Origin of the sequence: Sphingobacterium kitahiroshimense (genome assembly GCF_025961315.1) — a bacterium.
GTDB classification, from domain to species: domain Bacteria; phylum Bacteroidota; class Bacteroidia; order Sphingobacteriales; family Sphingobacteriaceae; genus Sphingobacterium; species Sphingobacterium anhuiense.
On the sequence record NZ_JAOQNK010000001.1, the window covers coordinates 4,653,079 to 4,672,039 of the forward strand.

An 18,961-nucleotide genomic window follows, 5' to 3' on the forward strand; every position below is an offset into this window, starting at 1 on the left:
TGAACGGCAAAGTTACCCATAATTTTCTTTTTTTCTAGAAATAAAATTAATTTTTTTTTGGAGGGATGAAAAGTTACAAAAAAATCAAGCTTGAAACATGTTTAAACCTTGAAAAGGTTAAGTGTTTGTTTTTTAAGTAAATAGTCTTTATCTTTGTAGCCTTGAATTTGTACCAAGCTATTTTTTGATCGATTTTATCGTGGATAGAGTAGCATTAAGGGAGTGAATGTTTAGAAAAAAAGTATTATGTTGTAGTCTGATTTTGTCGGCGTTAGTGTTGTCAAAATTGTACTCAAACCCAAACACAATTGCTGCAGGTGATGATAAGATCATTACTGTGAAAGCGACAAGTAATCTTTCTAATGGGGAAGATGAAAAGGAGAAAAATGAAAATAATGATAATAATAATGATCATTATTTGAGTTCGTTGACATTTGCCAATGATACGTTGCCGATAAATCGGCCACATGTTGAAAGCAAGTTGTTGCGATATTTTAAAAACTTCTCTTTCAAAAAGAGAGGCTCTTACAGTCTACATAAAAAAGCAGAGGCCTATCTGCCACAGATTGAGAAGATTTTAGCATCCTACGGTATTCCTGAAGACTTTAAGTACGTTCCATTGGTAGAAAGTGGATTGGATCGAGGAGTCGTTTCTTCTAAAGGGGCTGGTGGCTACTGGCAGTTTATGCCTGCAACTGCTAGACTTTATGGATTGAAAGTGAATGGAAATGTTGATGAGAGACGAGATTTGACGAAGTCTACTCATGCCGCCGCTAAGTACATTAAATCACTTTATAAGCAGTTTGGAAACTGGACTCTTGTAGCTGCTGCTTATAATGTAGGTGGAGGAAGTTTAAAGGGTTCTATTAGACGTCAGAAAGAGGATAGTTATTACAATTTGAAATTGAATAATGAAACTGGTTCTTATGTCTATAAATTGATTTCGATGAAAGAAATTATTGAGAATCCTGAAAAACATGGTTATACGCGATATGCGAACCGAACGGATCAGAAAGATCCAAATGAGAATATGTTATAAAAAAAAGGCTTGAATTATATAATTCAAGCCTTTTTTTCTAGTGTCTGTTCTACCTATCGTAGGTCTACAATTTCATACCCGCTATATTTGCTTTTGTTAAAGCTAAATAAGCTGTTATCCAAATTCTTATTGGGAACCTGACTCTTAATCGTGTAACTGTATTGACCACCGTTTTTATCATAGATAGTCGCATCATATATCAGTTTTGTTGCTCTATTGATGCGGAGTTTTATCTTAGAATAGTTCTTTTTACTATCAGTTGGTGTTAAATGAACGACATTTAAAAGTGTGTTTCCAGATTTTTCATTTGCAACCAAGTTATATTTAAATCCGGTTTTATAAAAGCTAAAAATATTACTGGGATCTATTGCATCTGTGCTATTCTCTATTGCTGCAATCTGAACTTCTTTTTCTTCTTTCAAAATAGTATATAAGCTCTTTGCATCTGATATCATTTCTTGACTATTCATCGTAATATGATATCTATTGTTTTTCTTATCTAAATAGAGTGTCCCTGCGTCGGTGTAGGCAGATTTATTTGAACCCTGAATTGCTGAAAATGAAAAGTTTGCTTGTACCGTTTGATAACTATCATACTTTTTACTGACTTCTGTCAATATTTTTTTTGCAGCAGCATCTTGTTGTGCCAGTGCTGGAGTTGCGACTGCTAAGGTTATGAAACCTAGCATGATGCCCATTGTTTTTTTCATCTTTTAATCCTTCCTTAATGTTTCTAAAAACTGTTCTAAAGAATATTCATCGGGATAGAGTACTTCACGGGCCTTGCTTCCTTCAAAAGGACCAACGATTCCTGCAGACTCTAACTGATCAATTATTCTCCCAGCTCTATTGTACCCCAGCTTTAATTTACGCTGGATGAGTGAGGTTGACCCCTGTTGATGCATAACAATTAGGCGTGCCGCTTCTTCAAATAATTGATCTCTATCTGAGAAATCAAAATCTGTAGAACCTGAACCATCGCCACTTTCATCAACATATTCAGGTAGCATAAATGCGGATGGATATCCACGTTGACCTCCGATAAAGTCAGAAATCATTTCGACTTCTGGAGTATCTACAAATGCACATTGAATACGAATCAAGTCACTACCTGTTGATAAAAGCATATCTCCACGACCAATTAATTGATCTGCACCTCCTGAATCTAAAATAGTACGTGAATCTACTTTAGATAATACGCGGAATGCCAAACGTGCCGGGAAATTGGCTTTAATCGTACCTGTAATGATATTGACCGAAGGACGTTGGGTGGCAATTACCAAGTGAATACCTACCGCACGTGCTAATTGTGCTAAACGTGCAATCGGTGTTTCAACTTCTTTACCAGCTGTCATCATCAGATCGGCAAACTCATCTACAATAAGAACTATAAAGGGTAAGAATCGATGACCCTCCTCAGGGTTTAATCTGCGATTGACAAATTTTGCATTATACTCTTTCAAATTACGTACTTGTCCATTTTTTAGCAAGTCATAACGTTGATCCATTTCAATACAAAGGGAGTTTAATGTGTTGATAACCTTCTTTGTATCTGTGATAATAGCATCTTCTTCTCCTGGTAATTTCGCGAGAAAGTGTCGCTCTATTTTTTTGAATAAAGAAAGCTCTACTTTTTTTGGATCGACCAATACAAACTTTAATTCTGCAGGATGTTTCTTGTACAGTAGCGATGTTAAGATCGCATTGATACCTACGGATTTACCTTGTCCTGTAGCACCGGCAACCAGTAAGTGGGGCATTTTCGCTAAATCGGCAATATAAACTTCATTCGAAATTGTCTTCCCTAAGGCGATTGGCAAGTCCATATCCGTCTTTTGGAATTTTTCTGTTGCAATAATTGATTTCATGGAAACCATTTCAGGATTGCTATTAGGGACCTCGATACCAATAGTTCCTTTTCCCGGCATCGGAGCAATAATACGGATACCTAAAGCCGCTAAACTCAGTGCAATATCGTCTTCTAGATTTTTTATTTTTGAAATACGTACTCCAGGTTTAGGAATGATTTCATATAATGTTACCGTAGGACCGATTGTAGCCTTAATATGTTCAATCTCAATATTGTAATTACGTAAGGTATCAACAATTCTGTTTTTGTTGGCCTCCAGCTCTTGCTGGTTGATCGTGATTTTTCCAGTTCCATAATCTTTTAATAGGTCTAAGGTTGGATGCTGATATCCTGATAAATCTAATTTAGGATCATACTGACCGAATTGTGCAACTAGATCATTAGCCGTAATCGTTTTTTCTTCTTTAGGTGATTCTACTTCTAATTCATGACTTTGTACCGGCTTTTCTTCTACAATAGGATCTATTTGAAGAGGTTCGTCTACCGTAAATGAAACGGTATTTTCATTAATTATATTCGTATCTTCTTCAGTTGGAGTTGGTTCTTCGATTTCGAATGGGATGAGCACTTTGTTCTCTGGTTTAATTTCCGAAACAGGTAAAATGATTTCTTTATGAGGAGGAGTGAATTCTTCATTTAATTGAATATCAGCATTTCTACTCGATTGAAATTTGTCATTCAGACTAGGTGCAGGTGTATAGGTTTCCCTTCTATTGATTAATGGTTCAGATACTGATGGTTCTGCTGTACGGATGGAGTTTGTGTAGTTTGTTTCTTCTTCTTCCGTATCAAAATTTTCATCTTCCTCCTCTTGTTTTTTACGCGAGTCGAAAATACTAAATTTTAGATCTAGGTTGTATACCAGTATCAATGTCGTCAAATAGGCAAAGATTAAGATTCCGGCAACACCAACTGTTCCAATTTGAGCTTCTAATAATTTATTAGTCCAGAAACCAAACTTACCTTCTAAAATGTGAGGCACTTTTGTAATGAAGCTATGCAAGAAACCTAGTGTAACAGATATAAATACGATTGCGATAAAAGAGTATATAATGGTACGATAAACTGGTAATATTGATTTTTTGTACAATAATTTATACCCGATTACAAAGAAGACCAGTACAAAGAGAAAGGACGCAATGCCGAACCAATTGTAAATAAATTGATTTGCAAACAATGCACCATATTTTCCCAATCTATTTTGTACTACAGGTAGTTCGATATCGGGATTGTCAATTTCTTCCGCTGTATTCATCACTACGCCCCAACCACCATTATTGGTTGCAATATAGCTTTGATCTTCAGACCAGGTGAATAAATATGAAACAAAAGCTATCCCCAATAATATCGCACATAGTATCAGGAAAGCCCCTAAAATTTTAATTAATTTTTGTTGCAGTTCTGATAAGTCTCTAGCGGGAGCTTCTTCTTTATTTTCTACTTTCTTATTATTGGGAGCTTCTTTTTTCTGACTCCTTTTAAATGTTGTATTAGCGCTAGATGGTCTAAATGTATTTCCTTTATTTGACATGAATTTTCACAGTTATCCTTCATACAAACTTAAGTATTTAGGAGGAAATTTAATTGGCTTACTAAACCTTTTATTTTTTCTTGTAGCATTTTGTTTCTAACATACGTTTTTTAATGAGACGATCGTTGAATTTTGTTGTAAATAAAAAATGAAAATGAAAAAAGCATTATTTTTTGGAATCAGTATAATGGTTTTTATGCTGACATTAAATTCATGTAATAAGCTGGATGATGATTACGCTTATGTGGAAATCTCGGCTGTGTCTGCTGTGAATGCTGTACCTGGATCTGAAGGATTAGATATTGGTCTCGACCAGAATAAATTGAATAATAACTGGGAGGGTGTTTTCTCCTTTAATCGCGTTTTGAGTTATAAAAATGCGTATCCTGGTAGTAGACTCGTGCGGGTATTTGATCCGAAATCAACTCCTGGTGATACAGCACTAGTGAGTAAAAAAGTAGATTTTACTCCAGGCAAATTTTACAGCCTCTATGTGATCGGTAAAGATAAAGTTGATGTATTGGCTACTGAAGATGATTTTGGAACTTTGAAAACAGGATATGCAAAATTTAGATTTATGAATTTGAGTCCTGAAGCATCTAAGTTGACGCTTACATTAAATGATGTTGATAGTTTAGCTGTTAAAGATAAAGCTTATAAAGAATTGGCCCCTTTTAAGAATATTAAAATTGCTGATGTATATAAACTGAAAATAAATGGTGTTGGTATGACTGAACTGTTGGGAGATTTTAAACCTGAAGATAAGGAAGTTTATACCATTTATGCCGCAGGTTTGAAGTCAAGTAGCGATGCCAATAAAAAATATAGCTTCCAAATCGTTAAGCATAAATAAGTAGAAGATCTGGTTATAATTGTGGTTGATTATAATAACTAAGCCTGTTCTGAAAAGAACAGGCTTTTTATTTATCTTGCTGAATTTAAACGAATGGGAAGTAAATATTTGACATTGACCGGTATACCTCTTTGTCGCCCTGGTTCCCATTTTTTCATCTTTTTAGCGACTCTGATTCCAGCTTCACCGGCTCCATAGCCTATATCTCTTTTAAGTTTAAAATCGCGGGGTTCTCCACTTTTATCGATAACGAATTCGATCTCTACTACACCGTGTACACCAGCACGCAGTGCTTGCGTAGGATAATTATAATTTTGACCGATGAAGCTCATCAGTGCTCTAATACCTCCTGGATAAGTAGGTTCTTTCCAGCCTGTAATTGAATCATATGGTGTTTTATTGCCTATTGAATCTGTGGTAATGCCTGAAATCAGTTTCCCTTCTATGAAAGTTTCTGTAAAGGTATATCGCTTTCCATTAAAGTGCCCCTTCCAATCACCTTGTTTTTTGTGATTGACATAGTTACCTTCTTCGTAACTATAGGAGTTATCTGATACGGCGAAACCATTGCCATCTTTTAGCAGGATCTTTCCTATTGAATCTGCGTAGACTAAATAAAGTGGTTCTTCAATTTTATATTTACCTTTTTTATCGATCGCAAAGGGATAATATAGAATAGATTTTATTTTACCATTTTGATGATAGTAGAATGCCGTATCGATCTGTTCTGAATAATTTGAATACATCTGCTCAGATTTGAGATTCCCATTTTCAAACATTTCGTATTTCTTAGCTTTGAATTTTGTTCCGGAGATATTGGTTACTTTTCCTTGCAATTTGAGTGCATTATTAGAAAGATAAAATTCTTCAACTAAGGTATCTTTTGTATTTTGATCTGGAATGCTGACAAGACGTACATAATATGCTTTATCTAACTCTTTTGTTACTTCGTTATTTTTTGTATAAAGTGTTTGAATGTTTACTTGTGCATAACTAAAAGTACACGTTATAAGATGCAGCAGGCTAATTAATGCGATTTTTCTCATCTAACTTAATGTCTGTTTGAATATGTAATTTTTTTAAAGTGTAAAGATAGTAAAAGTTCATAAAATAAAAATGACCGATCAAGTCGGTCATTTTTATTTTATGAAATTAAAAAAGTTTATTCAGCAATAATTAAATAGTAGTTTTTCTTTCCTCTTTGTGCAATGATATATTTATCATTAATCAAGTGAGAAGCATTGATTACTTGTTCAATATCTGTCGCTTTTTCGCGGTTGATTGACACACCACCACCTTGTAGCATTTTACGCGCTTCACCTTTAGAAGGGAATACCTGTGTGTTGACTGCTAGTAGATCTAATATGTTAATACCACTGCTCAAAGTTTCTGGTGAAACATTGAATTGCGGAATACCTTCGAATACATCTAAAATAGCTTCATGATCTAATCCATTTAAGAATTCAAGCGTACCATTGCCGAATAAGAAATCAGAAGTTTTGATTGCTGTTTCATATGCTTCTTCGGAGTGTGTACGGATAGTAATGTCTTTTGCTAAGGCTTTTTGTACTGCTCTTGTATGTGGAGCTGCATCGTGCTCGGCAATGATGTTATCAAGTTCTTCTTTAGATTTTAAAGTAAAGATCTTAATCCAATTTTTAGCATCATCGTCCGAAGTATTTAACCAGAACTGGTAATATTTGTATGGTGATGTTTTCTTAGGATCTAACCATACCGCTCCGGATTCAGTTTTACCAAATTTTTGGCCATCAGCTTTTTTAATTAACTGTGTTGTGATAGCAAAAGCAGTCCCTTGATCTTGGCGACGGATAAATTCTGTACCCGTTACGATATTTCCCCACTGATCGGAACCCCCCATTTGTACTTTACAGTTGTGATGTTTCCATAGATAATAGAAGTCATATCCTTGAATCAATTGGTACGAAAATTCTGTAAACGAAAGGCCGTTTTCACCTTCCAAACGTTTTTTTACAGAATCTTTAGACATCATATAGTTAACAGTAATTAATTTACCAACATCACGAATAAAATCTAAAAATTTGAAATCTTTAAACCAATCGTAATTGTTAACCATTTTGGCATCATTTTCACCTTCTCCAAATGCAAGGAATTTACCTAACTGAGTTTTCAAACAATTCACATTGTGATTTAATGTGTGTTCGTCCAATAAGTTACGTTCTGCAGATTTGAATGAAGGGTCTCCAATCATTCCTGTCGCACCACCAACCAAAGCAACAGGCTTGTGTCCTGCATTTTGGAAGTGTATCAACGTCATGATTTGTGTCAAGTGACCTACGTGTAAAGAGTCTCCTGTTGGATCAAAACCAATATAACCAGATACCTTTTCTTTATTTAGTAAGTCCTCAGTTCCGGGCATAATGTCTTGAAGCATGCCTCTCCAGCGTAATTCTTCTACAAAGCTCATTGTGTAAAATGGGTTAAAAATTTTTAATATAAGCCACAAATATAAGAGATTAAGCTGTATATTGAGTGAATATTTCTCGTTAAATGACTACGGTAGGTATAAAAATGCTGTTATGAATTTTTTATCACACTTTTATTTTGAACGTTTTGCGACGACTCCTGAAAGAGTTGTTGGTAGCTTATTACCTGATCTATTGAAAAATGCCGATAAGGCCTTTATCCTCAAACCCAATAATTTTGAAGATCAGATAGGAGCCAAACCGTTACAATCGGAATTGCTTAAAGGGTGGAATGGGCATATTGAAGTTGACCGTCTGTTCCATAATTCGGATTACTTTTTCCACCATACACATGAGATCAAAGAATCTGTCAAGAATGAATTGATCGGACTTCCGATTAGGCCTTCTTTTTTTGCGCATATCGCACTAGAACTGTTATTAGATCATCTTTTAATTGAACATAAAGCTGTTTCTATTGCTAAGTTTTATACCGCCCTTGAGCGGGTAGACCGTAACTCTTTAAGATCTTTTCTAGTTACTAGTGAACTAAAGGATGTCGCGAAGTTTGATACTTTTTTTGATAGATTTATTGCCTCTCAGTACATTTATGAATATACGGATCTGGCACAGGTTACCCGTGCGTTATTTCAGATTTGTAAACGTTTATGGTCTTTTGATGTTCATGAAGATCAAGTTTTATCGGTAAGCAGTAAATTAAGCCTTTATGTAAAAGAAAATATGAAGGATTTTCATGACATCTATCAATATATTCATTATGAAATGATAGATTTTGAATAGTATTTGTGATGCATTACTATTATCCGTATTATTTTTTTTTATTTTCGTAGCAAATTACTTAACATATTAACATAAACTACATGTTTAAAAGACTTTTTCGTAAGAAAAGTGTTGATCAGATTATCTACGACTCGCAACATGGTGAGGGTTCAGGACTTGCAAAGGTACTCGGTGTAAGAGATTTGGTTTCACTAGGTATTGCGGCTATTGTCGGTGCAGGAATTTTCAGCACAATCGGCCTAGCAAGCTATGAAGGGGGACCTGCGGTTTCACTTCTGTTTATTTTTACAGCTTTTGCCTGTGTTTTTACGGCTTTGTCTTATGCTCAGTTTGCCAGTACAGTTCCAGTTTCGGGAAGTGCTTATACTTACGCATATGTTGCCTTTGGGGAATTATTTGCTTGGATTATCGGATGGGCTTTAGTTTTGGAATATGCCGTTTCTAACACCGTAATTGCAATTTCCTGGTCTCAGTATTTTGCTTCGATGCTGGAAGGGTTTGGGATACATATACCCGCTTGGTTATCGATGGCTCCTGGTTATGCATTGGACGCATCACAAAAGCTTGCTGAGCACGGTGCAAATGCATTGACGGCAGCAGATAAGCAGGGATTAGAAGCTTATTTAAGCGCTCCGCGAATCGGAGGAGTACCAATCATCTTTGATCTCCCTGCAGGTATTATTACTGTACTAGTTACTGCTTTAGTCTATATTGGGATTAAAGAATCACAACGTGCTAGTGCGATCATGGTTATGATCAAAGTCGGGATTATATTGGCTGTAATTTTTGGGGGTATCTTTTATGTGAAACCGGAAAACTGGACACCTTTTGCTCCAAACGGAATGCACGGTGTTATGGGAAGTGTTGCGGCTGTGTTTTTTGCTTTTATTGGTTTTGATTCGATTTCAACGACTGCAGAGGAATGTAAGAACCCGCAACGTGATTTACCTAAGGCTATGATCTGGTGTTTGGTAATCTGTACGGTCTTATATGTCGCTATAACCCTCGTATTAACTGGTATGGTTAATTACACGGAGTTGAATGTAAAAGATCCTTTAGCTTTTGTGTTTAAGTATGTTGGGTTTGATTATATGGCTGGTGTTATATCGGTTACTTCCGTAATTGCGATTACAAGTGCATTATTGGTGTACCAATTGGCGCAACCGAGAATCTGGATGACGATGAGCCGGGATGGGCTAATGTCTAAACGCTTTGCACGTATACATCCTAAATATAGAACCCCTTCTTATGCAACTATAGTAACAGGTATCGTTGTGGGAGTTCCATCATTGTTTTTTAAGATGGATTTTTTTGTCGATTTAACAAGTGTAGGTACTTTCTTTGCCTTTATTATGGTATGTGCGGGTGTTCTTTATATGGATTATTCTGGATTATCTGAAAAATCAAAATTTAGAGTTCCTTATGTAAATGGTAAATATTTAGTTGGTCTAGGCTTACTGGGTGCTATTGTTTTGATGTGGATTTATGGACAGGCAATCCTATTAGAATGGAAGAACCTGACTTTTATGGAGATAATCGAACATAAGGTGTTGATCATTATTTTTTGGTTAACCTGGTTAGGACTTAGCATTTATAGTTTTAAAATGAATTTCTCTTTATTGCCGGTAACTGGTATTTTGATTAATCTTTATTTAATGACAGAATTGGGAGCGAGTAACTGGATTATCTTTATTATTTGGCTTATTGGTGGATTAGTTATTTATTTCCTTTATGGATATAAGCACTCGAAATTAAATAAAGAAAGTATTTCTTAACGTGCATCATGCTACTAGATATAAAAAAAGCTCTAAACATTGTTTAGAGCTTTTTTTATATCTGCTAGAATCTCCAGAGAAGGATTCTGCCAACTTTATTTCCCTGTTCCATTCGGATGACTTCCATTTCGGTTACATTCAGCTTTTTAAGCTTGTGTTGTAAACCTCTGATATCTTCGCGGTGAGCTACCAATGTCGAAAACCATTTTACTTGATCTTTATAAAATTGGCTTTCAAAAATCATTCGTCCGATAAAAGCTTTTTCGCCACCATCGCACCACAGTTCGCTTCCTTGACCTGCAAAACTTTGAACGATATTTTCTTGCTCAGCGGGCTTTAAACTTTTTATTTTGCGGTCTGCTTGTGCCAATGCTTCTAATTGAGAGGAAAAGAATGGTGGGTTACAGATCACCATATCATATTTTTCATCTTCGAGAATGATATCCTTGAAGATAGCTTTGGGGTTATTCTGTAATCTAATCTGCACATTGTTTTTAAGTTCTGGATTTAACCGAACGATTTCAATGGCATTTTTGTACGCTTTCTTTACAATTTCTGAACCTACAAATGACCAACCGTATTCGTGATGACCGACAATTGGGTAGATACAATTTGCGCCAACTCCGATATCAAGGATTTTAACTTGTTTTCCTTTTGGAATTTCATTGTTGTTGCCTTTCGCTAATATGTCAGCAACGTAATGAAGGTAGTCTGCCCGCCCTGGAATAGGAGGACAAAGGTTCTCTTTAGGAATATCCCAATATTGAATGTTATAGTATTGCTGAAGCAATGCTTTATTTAAATGTCTTACTGCTTCTGGATTTGTAAAATCTATTGTTTTTGTTCGGTAATCGTTAAGAAAAATGAATGGTTTGAGTTCAGGAACGACTTTGATTAATTTCGCAAAATCGTATGCATCAAGATGTTTATTTCTAGGGTGAAGTTTTTTTGTGGGAGTTGTTGCTGTTCCTGCCATAATGTTGTATTTGATGCAAAAATAAGCTTTTATTTTAAGAGATCGCTGAAATAAAAAATAGCTGGTGGTAAATGTTCAATAAAAAAGCCTCCAAGCTGTGTTTAATTTCTTGGAGGCTTATGGTATAAACAGGATACTATCAGTTGTTTTTGCGCTTTAAATCTATGGTTGTTGTTTGCGGTAAACTTAGTGGTACGCGTTCTATAGTTACAAAACTAGCATCTAAACCAAATCCTTTTTCTTCGGATAGACTTAATTTTTTAAGATAACCATATATCTCCATGATAATACGTTCGGACCAACTTAATTGATTTCCTTTTGAGAGTACTTTTTCTAATACAACAAATTTAAAATCGCCAGGGATTTTGTGTTTCTTTAAAGTGTCGTACTGGCTGGTAATATCAATTTCACCTTTTTGCACCATATCTTCCACTACTTTGCGGAATAGCAAACTGATACGTTGCTCCTCCCTAAAGCCTAGTTTGAAATCTATACGAATTAGTTTTCCAGGAATTAATTGATCGATTGTATACTCACGTGTGTGGGGATGATCCATAACATCAACGTGAACCAACCAGTACACGTCGGCACGTTTTGGTTTTTTATTTAATATCGAATAAATTATTTTGGATTCAATTTCTGATTTGAAGTTTGCACTTGTTAGATACACTAAATGTGAAGCATATGGAGGTACAGACTTGTCTTCGCTCAATTCTGAAATGATCGGATAATACTTATCGATATTGATGAAGTTAACAAATCTGTTTTTAATACGTCTGGCACTCCACCAAGCGTACATAATGAGAAATAGGAGCGATGCTAATAATAATGTGAGCCATCCTCCATGCGCAATTTTTACACCATTTCCGACTAGAAACATCAATTCTAATATTAAATAGAAGCCTGTAAATAATGCAATGAAATATTTATTAACTTTTTTAGCCGCAAGAAAGAAAGTCATCAAAATTGTTGTCGTTAAGAATGTCAAGTTGATGGCCAAACCATAGGCGGCTTCCATATTACTTGATTCTCCAAAAATTTTAATGATCAGCATACATCCAGCCCACAAAATTAGATTGATGGAAGGAACATATAATTGGCCTTTATGATCACTTGGATAGCGAATAGCAACCTTCGGCCATATATTTAAGCGTACAGCTTCCGAAATTAGGGTATATGACCCTGAGATCATGGCTTGACTGGCGATTACTGCAGCCATGGTTGCAATCGCAATTCCGTAACCAAGAAACCAATGTGGCATGATGGCATAAAAAGGATTATTTTCTCCTAGTACTTTGCCTTCTTGTGTCAATAACCAGGCTCCTTGACCAAAGTAGTTCAATACGAGTGTTAGTTTTACGAAAATCCAGCTGATGCGGATGTTTCCTTTACCACAATGTCCCATATCTGAATAGAGAGCTTCTGCTCCTGTTGTACATAGGAATACAGCACCAATGATGAAAAGGGCATTCGGATATGCTATGAGTAGTTTAATAGCATAATAAGGATTAAGCGCCTTTAATACTTCATATTCAAGATGAATATTACTAATTCCTAATACTCCGATGGTGGAAAACCAAACGAACATCAGTGGACCAAAGATTTTACCAACTACCGATGTTCCAAAGCGTTGGATAGCAAATAATAAGGTAATAATTGTTACCACAATTGGAATTGTGGGTAGACCCGGATACTTAATGTCTAAACCTTCAATCGCCGAAGAGATGGTGATGGCAGGTGTAATCATACCATCTGCAAGGAGAGTAGCTGCACCGATCATTGCTGGAAAAATCAACCAAGGTGCTCTTTTACGTACCAATGAAAAAAGAGAGAGAATTCCTCCTTCACCTTTGTTGTCTGCCTGAAGGGTAATCAGGACATACTTAACAGTTGTTTGTAAGGTAACTGTCCAGAAGACACATGATAATCCACCCAGAACAAGGTCTTTGTCAATGACACCTTTGTTCATAATGGCTTTGAAAACGTAAAGTGGAGAGGTACCAATATCTCCAAATATGATCCCTAAACTAATTAGTAGACCAGCAAGACTTACTTTTTGTGCGGTACTTTGATGACTAGTCGTCATTTTTTTATTTGATTTAAGTAAAAAAACCTTCATTTTAACACGAATATGAAGGTTCGTTGCAATAGAAAAACTCGTGCCAAATTTTAGCAATTAGTTTGACAACGGCAAATCTTGTTAAAAATTGTTAAATGGCAAATTTTTATTCAATATAAGTTAATAATATCTAAACAAATAACCTACTTTTGTTGTTGATAAATTGATTGGGAAATATTATATTTGATTTAAACTATAACCGATCTAAGAAGTCCTATATACAAATGAAAATTATTATTAAAAAAATAGCTTATTTAGGCCTGCTCTGTGTGATTACGCTGACAGGAAGTTTAGGCTATGCATCTGTATTGCATACTTCGAATTCTACTGAAACGGCCAATAACGATGGACTATCTTATTTGGATAAGGCTGATCATCTGGCTTATTCTATGGGATTAACCGCTAATTCTGATAATACGAAGGAAGTAGATAAGCTGATTAATAATGTTAAAGTTTTTTATAACCCGATTTCAGAACAAATAAGTTTATCATTTAAATTAGGGAAACAAAGTTCAGTTGCGATTAAAGTGATGGACGCACTTGGAAATGAAGTCGTTCAGTTAATGAATGGAAGTTTAGATGCTGGTAATCAAAATCTTTCTTTTGATCCAACTGGTAAACTTAATTCAGGATTTTACTTTATCCGTGTTGTTTCTGGCTCAGAAACTGTTGTAAAGAGATTTTCTGTGCGTAAATAGAAATTAGAACGATAAAAAATATAAAAGGCTTAAATGATATCATTTAAGCCTTTTTCGTTAATTAGGAATTTCACTTTCTTCTATCCACAAGCCATCCGATTTAATGATGTTGATGAGCTCGTCTAAAGCATGTGCTGAACTTACATTTTTCTTAACAACTTCTTGTCCGCGATAAAGTGTAATCTTATCAGGCCCGGCTCCTACATAGCCATAATCGGCATCAGCCATTTCACCTGGACCGTTAACAATACAGCCCATAATGCCTATTTTTAATCCTTTTAAATGATTTGTTCTATTTCTAATCATCTGCGTGGTCTCTTGCAGATCGAATAATGTACGTCCACAGCTTGGGCATGATATATATTCTGTCTTAGAAATTCTAGATCTTGTTGCTTGTAGGATTCCAAATGATAAGGATACTATTTTGTCCAAAGGTGTTGCTGGCGAATCAATCCAAACTCCGGATCCAAAGCCATCAATTAAAAGTGCTCCTAAATCGGTCGCTGCGTATAACTGAAGTTTCGAAATTGGTTCTTCCGGATTCATGAAATCACCTATTGGTCCAGAAAATGCCACGGCTTCGTAAGTTCTTTTAATGATAACCGGGTTATCTAAGCCAATTTCTTGAAGATTTTTGAAGAATTGTCTTTGTTCTGCCATGCCATGAACTGCTGTTGTCTCTAAAAGAAACACAATAGTTTTATCAAGTGGTAGCGTTTCAAATAAACTTGTTACTAAATCTTCGTTTTTAATTTTTACTATATTTAAAGAAGCATCCTTCTCATTAGCTTGATTGAATTCTTCCAGCGTAAATAAAGGGTGTATATTGGCTTTATTTTGAATACTTTTCCACGTGTTGTAATTATACAGTTGTTTTAAATTTGCCGGCATGTTAAAAGATGGCAATTGATCGCCTAGATAAACAAAATCAACCGACTGCTCTCCCATGTGATATTTGTCTAACAGCATATCGTAGCGATAGCCTGCTTGCGACAAGAAACCGGCATCTTTTAGATTTTGTCTGGAGATGTCAACTACCACACGTGGGACCAATGATCCTCCAATAAAAGTATTGACTTCTTTTGAGATATAAGGAGTAGGGCTGTTATTGTCTGTTAATTTTAAGATTGGAGGAATCACAGACGTATTGAAATCGTGCTGCCTTTTTGTATATCGATTAACTAAAGCAATAGCAACTGGAGCTTCTTTTTCTGGCTCTTCAGTCAGCGAAACACGTACTGTATCACCTAAACCATCTTCTAATAAAGTTCCTATTCCAACAGCTGATTTGACGCGTCCATCTTCTCCATCACCAGCTTCCGTTACACCTAGATGTAATGGATAGTTCATGTTCTCACTAATCATCTTCTCGACCAGCAGTCTATAGGCACGAACCATCACTTGCGGATTGCTTGATTTCATGGAGATACATAAATTGTAATAATTTAAGTCTTCACAAATTCTGATGAATTCCATAGCCGATTCAACCATTCCTTCTGGAGTATCACCATAGTGACTCATGATTCTGTCCGAAAGGGAACCATGATTGGTTCCTATGCGCATAGCAGTGCCATATTCTTTACAAATATTGACTAAGGGTTTGAATTTTTTATAAATACGGTCTAATTCAGCTTGATACTCACTGTCTGTATAGCTCAGTTGGTCGAACTTCTTCTTATCGGCATAGTTACCCGGATTTACACGTACTTTTTCAACAATTCTTGCTGCAACTTCTGCCGCATTGGGGGTAAAGTGAATGTCTGCTACTAGAGGAACATGATATCCTCGAGCGCGTAATTCTTGCTTAATATTAGCCAGATTATTAGCCTCTTTTATCGAAGGAGCTGTTATTCGTACATATTCGCAACCAGCATCGACCATTCTGATGGTTTGTTCCACAGAACCCATGGTATCCATGGTGTCGATTGTTGTCATACTTTGAATACGTATCGGATTGTCTCCACCCATGGGTACATCTCCAATTTGTACTTCTCTTGTCTTCCACCTTGAATAGGTGGTTTGCGAGTTGCAATAAATACCAGGTAATGTCAAAAGTTTACTTGTGTCCATATCTAATGCAAAGTTATGCATTCTACTGCACTTCTCTAGGGTCTTTTTAGTAGCGGCTAACTGTTACTGAGGTTATACCACCATCAATTGAAATTTTGAATTTATTTTTGGAATTTTCAAAATTAGGACTTGTCAGTATTCCTTTGTCTCCACCTTTTATAAAACTGTCATCAGCATCTACAGTTGACAGTGCCATTTCTGTAATTATCTGGCATGCGACTTCTCTTGGTAATGCTATTTTTATGGAAGAGGCACCGGCGTCAATATTAATATTAGAAATCATTTGTGGATTTCCGAGTTTAAGATCTAGATTACTCGCGCCAGCATCAACTGTAAGATTTTTAATCTTAAAATTTGATAAGTCACCTTGCATATCTGCAGCACCTACGTCAAAGTTTAAATCCCAGATGATATTTTTGTTTAGTTTGATAATGGTGGAATTTCCTTTTGAATCTATTCCTTTTTTTGTTTTTCCACTTAAATTAAGTGTCGCAGCCCCGTCGTTTTTAACATCAGTATTTAAGGACAGAAAATACTTGTCAGATGTATTGGCTGCTTCAAAGAGATTTGCTACGGTTGTATCTTTTAATACCAGCTTGGTCGCTCCTAAGTCAATATTGGCAGTCGCATGGCTGGTATTTATATTTTTTTTGGCAGAGACAGCGTTTGAGGTTCCGATGAAATCTTCTTCATTTTCGGAATCAATATCCAGATCTCTGTTTTCCATGATTCGGGATAAGAAACTTTGGTTAGGTGTTGTGATGCCTATAAAGGTGAATATTGCTAAAATGACGCATGTGGTTCCGATAGATATCATATATCCAATGTCTTTCTTTGGAACAAGAATATTTACGCCCACCAAAATGATTAATAATGGCCAATAGCGAAAAACTTCGAACCAATTAAACTCAATAATATCCATTTTACTTAAGAGTAAGATTACTCCGATGAATAAAAATATAATGCCTGTGGTGATTCTTTTTGCGTCCATAATAAAATTATTTGTTCGTTTGTTTTTAAAACTACAATACAAATGTAATCTAAAATAAATTTTTGATTTTATGAATTAGGTTATTCATGTACTAATCTCGGTAAAATATATGATTTCATCGGTAATTGAGTGATTGTATTTCTTGGGGACGATCTATTTTTAGTTGTTTTGAGTTTATGGTATTCTTATGAATCTTGTATCGCTATCGTAATGTTATGGCAAACCAATTTGTAATATATGGTGTTATAATAGTATATTAGACGTTAAAGAAGAAAAATACTATTTATATATGATATTTCACCATATTGGTTCTTATTTGTTATTGCTGCGGTCGGTTTTTAAGAAACCAGAAAAAGGAAAGATTTATTGGAAGGAAACGATGCATGCCATGAACGAAATTGGTATAGGGTCTTTAGGTCTCATTCTTATAATTTCTACGTTTATCGGGGCAGTTATGACGATGCAAATTGCCTTTCAGTTGGTTTCTGATTTGATTCCAAATTCAATAATTGGTTCCATTAACCGAGATTCCAATATTTTGGAACTGGGACCTACGATTTCTGCTTTGGTGCTTATGGGAAGTGTTGGGTCTTCTATTTCATCACAAATCGGCTCCATGCGTGTGACTGAGCAAATCGATGCCTTAGAGATTATGGGTATTAATGCACCAGGTTACCTTATATTACCTAAAATATTGGCTGGAATTACCATGGTTCCTGTATTGGTTATCTTAGCAATTTTTTGTGCTATTTTGGGAGGACTTATGGGAGGAGCTCTTTCTGGAGCAGTAACACCATCAGATTATATTATGGGAATTCAAGAAGGTTTTAATGGGTTTACTGTTACTGTTGCAATTGTGAAAGCATTTGTTTTTGGGTTTATCATCACTTCCATATCTGCATACAAAGGTTTTACGGTTCGAGGTGGGGCTTTAGAAGTCGGTCAAGCGAGTACTAAAGCAGTTGTTATTGGCTGTATTACAATATTGGCAGCTGATTATTTAATAACGGCACTCATGCTTTAATTTCTTTTAAAATAATTATGATAAAAATAGAGCAGATTTATAAATCCTTCGGAAGTAACGAGGTATTGAAAGGTATTGATGCCACTTTTGCACCAGGTAAAGTAAGTTTAATTATTGGAGGATCGGGCTCTGGAAAAAGTACCTTGCTAAAATGTATGGTGGGGCTACATGAGCCGGACAAAGGTCGTGTTCTCTTTGATGGTAAGGATTTTTCAAAACTTAGTTTTGAAGACCGTATCCCAATTCGAAAGGAAATAGGCATGTTATTTCAGAATTCCGCATTATTCGATTCCATGACTGTGGAGCAAAATATTATTTTTTCATTGGATATGTTTACGGAGATGTCTAAATCTGAAAAATTGGACCGTGCTAATTTTTGTTTGGAACGGGTTAATTTAAAAGGAAGGAATAAACTTTATCCTTCAGAGTTATCCGGTGGGATGAAAAAACGAGTTGGAATTGCTCGTGCAATAGCCATGAGTCCAAAGTATCTTTTCTGTGATGAACCAAATTCGGGTTTGGATCCAGAAACTTCGATTTTGATTGATGAGCTAATCCTAGAGCTAACAGAAGAGTATAATGCGACAACAATTGTGGTTACGCATGATATGAACTCGGTAATGGGTATTGGAGAATATATTCTATATCTCTACAAAGGGCAAAAGTTTTGGGAAGGTTCAAATCAAGATATGATGCGGTCTGATGTAGAAGAATTAAATAATTTTGTATTTGCAAGCCCACTGATGAAGCGAGCAAAAGAAACCATGTAATCT

The 18,961-nt window shown here is 35.7% G+C and carries 15 protein-coding genes; 7 read left to right on the forward strand and 8 right to left on the reverse strand.

Going from position 1 to position 18,961, the window contains the following annotated elements:
* Positions 1-226 precede the first annotated feature (226 nt).
* A complete protein-coding gene (locus M2265_RS20165; RefSeq protein WP_132771016.1) occupies positions 227-1,039 on the forward strand; it encodes a lytic transglycosylase domain-containing protein in 813 nt (270 codons plus the stop codon).
* Positions 1,040-1,092: 53 nt separating this feature from the next.
* Here the strand turns inward: M2265_RS20165 and M2265_RS20170 are convergent, their stop codons facing one another.
* Together M2265_RS20170 and M2265_RS20175 are read right to left on the reverse strand one after the other, a co-directional pair.
* Positions 1,093-1,749 (reverse strand): LolA family protein, encoded by a 657-nt coding sequence (locus M2265_RS20170; protein ID WP_132771015.1) that lies wholly within the window; start codon positions 1,747-1,749, stop codon positions 1,093-1,095.
* Between the two features lie 3 nt (positions 1,750-1,752).
* Positions 1,753-4,440 carry an FtsK/SpoIIIE family DNA translocase gene (locus tag M2265_RS20175; protein ID WP_132771014.1) on the reverse strand — a complete coding sequence of 896 codons (2,688 nt, stop codon included), beginning with the start codon at positions 4,438-4,440 and terminating at the stop codon, positions 1,753-1,755.
* A gap of 154 nt (positions 4,441-4,594) precedes the next feature.
* Here M2265_RS20175 and M2265_RS20180 point away from each other — a divergent pair, with 154 nt between their 5' ends.
* On the forward strand, positions 4,595-5,293 hold the full coding sequence (locus M2265_RS20180; RefSeq protein ID WP_165902431.1) for a DUF4397 domain-containing protein: 699 nt from the start codon (positions 4,595-4,597) through the stop codon (positions 5,291-5,293).
* A gap of 71 nt (positions 5,294-5,364) precedes the next feature.
* Here the strand turns inward: M2265_RS20180 and M2265_RS20185 are convergent, their stop codons facing one another.
* Together M2265_RS20185 and tyrS are read right to left on the reverse strand one after the other, a co-directional pair.
* A complete protein-coding gene (locus M2265_RS20185; protein WP_132771012.1) occupies positions 5,365-6,339 on the reverse strand; it encodes an energy transducer TonB in 975 nt (324 codons plus the stop codon).
* Between the two features lie 116 nt (positions 6,340-6,455).
* A complete protein-coding gene (gene tyrS / locus M2265_RS20190) occupies positions 6,456-7,739 on the reverse strand; it encodes a tyrosine--tRNA ligase (RefSeq protein WP_132771011.1) in 1,284 nt (427 codons plus the stop codon).
* Positions 7,740-7,851: 112 nt separating this feature from the next.
* Here tyrS and M2265_RS20195 point away from each other — a divergent pair, with 112 nt between their 5' ends.
* A complete protein-coding gene (locus tag M2265_RS20195) occupies positions 7,852-8,535 on the forward strand; it encodes a hypothetical protein (protein WP_132771010.1) in 684 nt (227 codons plus the stop codon).
* 80 nt (positions 8,536-8,615) lie between these two features.
* A complete protein-coding gene (locus tag M2265_RS20200; RefSeq protein WP_132771009.1) occupies positions 8,616-10,310 on the forward strand; it encodes an amino acid permease in 1,695 nt (564 codons plus the stop codon).
* A gap of 64 nt (positions 10,311-10,374) precedes the next feature.
* Here M2265_RS20200 and rlmF read toward each other — a convergent pair whose 3' ends face one another.
* Both rlmF and M2265_RS20210 read right to left on the reverse strand, forming a co-directional pair.
* Entirely contained in the window at positions 10,375-11,286 is a 912-nt protein-coding gene (gene rlmF / locus M2265_RS20205; RefSeq protein ID WP_132771008.1) for a 23S rRNA (adenine(1618)-N(6))-methyltransferase RlmF, read from the reverse strand.
* A gap of 139 nt (positions 11,287-11,425) precedes the next feature.
* Complete coding sequence (locus M2265_RS20210; RefSeq protein ID WP_132771007.1) at positions 11,426-13,372, reverse strand: KUP/HAK/KT family potassium transporter; 1,947 nt, start codon at positions 13,370-13,372, stop codon at positions 11,426-11,428.
* A 257-nt stretch (positions 13,373-13,629) separates the two neighbouring features.
* Between M2265_RS20210 and M2265_RS20215 the strand changes: the two genes are divergently transcribed.
* Positions 13,630-14,103 carry a T9SS type A sorting domain-containing protein gene (locus M2265_RS20215; RefSeq protein ID WP_052764493.1) on the forward strand — a complete coding sequence of 158 codons (474 nt, stop codon included), beginning with the start codon at positions 13,630-13,632 and terminating at the stop codon, positions 14,101-14,103.
* Positions 14,104-14,160: 57 nt separating this feature from the next.
* Here the strand turns inward: M2265_RS20215 and ispG are convergent, their stop codons facing one another.
* Both ispG and M2265_RS20225 read right to left on the reverse strand, forming a co-directional pair.
* Positions 14,161-16,173, reverse strand: a complete 2,013-nt coding sequence (ispG, locus tag M2265_RS20220) for a (E)-4-hydroxy-3-methylbut-2-enyl-diphosphate synthase (protein WP_207902445.1) — start codon at positions 16,171-16,173, stop codon at positions 14,161-14,163.
* Between the two features lie 46 nt (positions 16,174-16,219).
* On the reverse strand, positions 16,220-17,164 hold the full coding sequence (locus M2265_RS20225) for a LiaI-LiaF-like domain-containing protein (protein ID WP_132771005.1): 945 nt from the start codon (positions 17,162-17,164) through the stop codon (positions 16,220-16,222).
* Between the two features lie 289 nt (positions 17,165-17,453).
* On the opposite strand from M2265_RS20225, the gene M2265_RS20230 reads away from it, so the two are divergent.
* On the forward strand, positions 17,454-18,188 hold the full coding sequence (locus M2265_RS20230; RefSeq protein WP_021188651.1) for an MlaE family ABC transporter permease: 735 nt from the start codon (positions 17,454-17,456) through the stop codon (positions 18,186-18,188).
* Between the two features lie 17 nt (positions 18,189-18,205).
* Positions 18,206-18,958 carry an ABC transporter ATP-binding protein gene (locus M2265_RS20235; protein ID WP_132771004.1) on the forward strand — a complete coding sequence of 251 codons (753 nt, stop codon included), beginning with the start codon at positions 18,206-18,208 and terminating at the stop codon, positions 18,956-18,958.
* Positions 18,959-18,961 lie beyond the last annotated feature (3 nt).